Origin of the sequence: Marinobacter fuscus (assembly GCF_003007675.1) — a bacterium.
Classification (GTDB): Bacteria; Pseudomonadota; Gammaproteobacteria; order Pseudomonadales; family Oleiphilaceae; genus Marinobacter; species Marinobacter fuscus.
In genome coordinates this window covers 1-2,941 of the sequence record NZ_PXNP01000014.1, presented here as the reverse complement: position 1 = coordinate 2,941, position 2,941 = coordinate 1, and the positions used below count along the sequence as shown (strand labels likewise).

Annotated in this window: 5 protein-coding genes and 1 pseudogene; all 6 read right to left on the bottom strand. The window is 51.7% G+C overall.

Features of this window, described 5'->3' with window-relative positions; all coding sequences use genetic code 11:
- The coding region (locus C7H09_RS04105) for an RpnC/YadD family protein (RefSeq protein ID WP_106761365.1) at positions 1-743 on the bottom strand (743 nt) is incomplete at its 3' end.
- 317 nt (positions 744-1,060) lie between these two features.
- Entirely contained in the window at positions 1,061-1,408 is a 348-nt protein-coding gene (locus C7H09_RS04100) for a type II toxin-antitoxin system PemK/MazF family toxin (protein ID WP_106761364.1), read from the bottom strand.
- Positions 1,405-1,638, bottom strand: coding sequence for a DUF2281 domain-containing protein (locus C7H09_RS04095; RefSeq protein ID WP_106761363.1), 234 nt, complete (start codon positions 1,636-1,638; stop codon positions 1,405-1,407). Before C7H09_RS04095 ends, C7H09_RS04100 begins: the two co-directional genes overlap by 4 nt.
- A gap of 396 nt (positions 1,639-2,034) precedes the next feature.
- The gene (locus C7H09_RS04090; protein WP_106761362.1) at positions 2,035-2,334 is read right to left on the bottom strand and encodes a CcdB family protein; all 300 of its coding nucleotides are present in this window, start codon (positions 2,332-2,334) and stop codon (positions 2,035-2,037) included.
- Entirely contained in the window at positions 2,334-2,579 is a 246-nt protein-coding gene (locus C7H09_RS04085) for a type II toxin-antitoxin system CcdA family antitoxin (protein WP_106761366.1), read from the bottom strand. The genes C7H09_RS04090 and C7H09_RS04085 overlap by 1 nt, the downstream gene beginning before the upstream one ends.
- Positions 2,580-2,750: 171 nt before the next feature.
- A pseudogene (locus C7H09_RS04080) lies at positions 2,751-2,941 on the bottom strand (hypothetical protein); the annotation flags it as partial.

Here is a 2,941-nt window from a genome sequence, read left to right as displayed (position 1 = left end):
CCCTTTTCCATGCCCTCGGCTCGTAACCGGTCACTTAAGTTTGCCATGGTGCTGCTCTCCTTCGGGTATTTCTGCTGATACAATTCCATTTCATTATCATCCAAGGCTGTGTAGATGTCGATGAAGTCCAGATACTTCAACTGCTTCTCGGGATCCGGCTCCAGAGTGCTCAAACCGCGCACGGCACGGGCATAAACCTCCAGTTTCTGGTCTTGCCGCCAGCTCATCAGGCTCAGGCAAAGCCTGGCGATGAGATTATTACTATGCCAGTAATCCTCTGCACGGAGCTCCTGCAACGCGCAGCGTATGTAGTTAAAACTCAGGTATTGATAACGCTCACTGCCGAGAACGAGTTCGCGCGGTTCCTTGCTACTGGTTTTCAGGAAAATCACCACCGGCACCACTCTGTCTGTGCTGCACAGCTCCGCAAGATCCAAGCAATAGTGTGCCAGGCGATGGATAGAGAACCGCCTTGGGTCAGATTCCTCTTCCAGCACAAACAGCAGCGCCTCTCTTCGCCCATCTGGCCACTCAACCAGCAATGGCACATCCAGCTCCCGAAACCGGTTACCCAGCCTTTCTTTTAACTGCTCCTGCCGCAGTGGAACAATACGGGCTTCCGAGGTGATGGCCTCCGATTCCTGCGGACTGAACAGCTGAATGGCTTGCACCGGGTAATCCAGGATCAAGTTTTTGAAATTCTGGTCATGGCTGGTTGGTGGGCTTGCCGAATCCTTTGGCATATTGGCTCTCCTTGCGCGCTTTATCATTGGCCATTCTCAACGAAAGGCTTCGTGGAAATCAAGAAAAACCTGGATATATATACAGATAAAATTACCAAGGCATGATATGGGCAAATCAACACTTGAGAATGACAAGGATATCACCATGCCGGAGAAATGGGGTCTGACCCTCGCGGTCTGACCCCACAAGGCACCTACGTTAAACCTTGGAGAACTGGGGTCTGACAGCGAGTGTCAGACCCCGTCGATAGCGGATGCCAAGCCCCATCGATAGCGGAGGTCGGCTCCCGCCGATAGCGACTTTCAGACCCCGGCGCTCAACCATCGATTATCCAACTGGCCAGTCGCTGCTGCAGCTCTCGAAGGCGGACATCTGGAATAGCGCCAAGCTTTCCAATCAAAAGCGAACCATCCAGGACGGCAACTCGACATAGCCTAAAAACGCTTGAAACCTTCAATCCAGATTCTCTAAATTCGTCATCTTCTGGCGTCAACACCCAATCAAGATCGGGTTGCAATTGCCGCAACTGCGACGACACCATACAGACCAACCAGTCATCTGGATTCTGACTAAGTTTCCGAAGCAATAGCACCGGCCGTTTCTTGTTGTTCACGAGATTTGTGTAGGGGAACGGCATAAGAGCAATCTGACCAGCACGCTTCATTGCCACGGCTCCTGCAGATCATCCTCGTTGTACAGTTCCGGCTCATCTTCCATACCGCGCATAGCCTGCTCAACACTCATGGCTTGGTAATCACGATCTGACCAGTCCGAGTGAACACCCACATTATCCCGTTTACATTGCTCACCCAAGAACAACACAAAGTCCATCACCTCCCGCTGGCGCATTACCGGAAGTTGGCGAATTTTCGTTAGAAGTTCATCCAGTTGCATGGTGCCACCTCCTGTCAATGACTATCGAATTCAAGGATACCATGCTTCATACTCCACCCGACACGATGGGCGTTTAACGTAACTGTGGAATTAGCGACCCAGTAGAAAGGCAAAACATTTAGGGACGAATCCTTCGGGCAAAAGGGGTCTGACCCTCGCGGTCTGCCCCACAAGGCACCTACGTTAAACTTGGGAGAAACGGGGCTGCATTGACGAAAACGCGCTGCCGATTCTGGAACGATTGAATCTGGATCCGGAACGGTGGTCCCAGCGGGGAATTACCATAAACCCGAAATCGACGCCGCAGAAATGCAAAAAGCCTGGGGACGACTCCACCGGGCTTTCGAGAATCAGGTCAGACTAAGCTGTGCCCTGTCCATGATGATTGATCATGCCTCAAAAGCCCAAAAACAACATATCCATCGCCGCTAAAATCTCATCCTGCTGCTCAGCAAGACTACTAACACCAGAACGCAATTCGCCTTCGGGCACAGCAGCCATGTACTGAGTGGTCATTACTACTTCCTGACCCTCAATGTTAAACACCGGATTCAGCCTTTGCGCAGGAGACGGAGCCGAACATTTGGGCAGCAGTGGCACGACAACTCGAGTATTCAGACCACTGAGCAGATCAGATTGAATGTCCAGCAGATAGCCAGCCCCGCCCTTATTTTCAAAAACATCGAAACGGGCCATCAGAACTGACGATGTTGTGCGAGAGGCAAACCGTTAGCTTCAACAAATGCGTTCGAGCTTGCCAGGGCTTTGGCATTTTGCTTCAGCCACTTCTCCTGCTTGTGAAGTTTCACAGCCTCGGCGATACCCACCTCTGCGGACCGTGAGATATTGATCCCCAAGGCTTTCGCCTCTTTGAGAAGAGCGCTATCCAAGGATAAGTTCGTTGGCTTTCGTACGGATTTAGTAACTTCAGCAGCGTACATTGGTTCAGCTCTCATGCGAAATGATACCCCCACTATATGCGCACATTTCTTATGCATCAATCTTGTGTGGTGGCGAGCATTGGCGCAAGGGAATTAAACCTTGGAGAAATGGGGTCTGACAGCGAGTGTCAGACCCCGTCGAAAGCGAATGTGCTGCATTCCGCGCTTCGTTCAGCCCCTTAGAGCAAGCAACGCTTCCAGCGTGTCTTCCGACAGAATTGCGGTGACCCAGATCTCCAACTGCTCGTTAGTAGCTGCAGATATGCGCTCGTCTGCCCAAAGCGGGATCGGGCCAAACTTAAGCTGAACCTGCTTTCTCAACATTCCTTCCATGCCTTCATGCAGGCCCTTCTCCAAGCCCT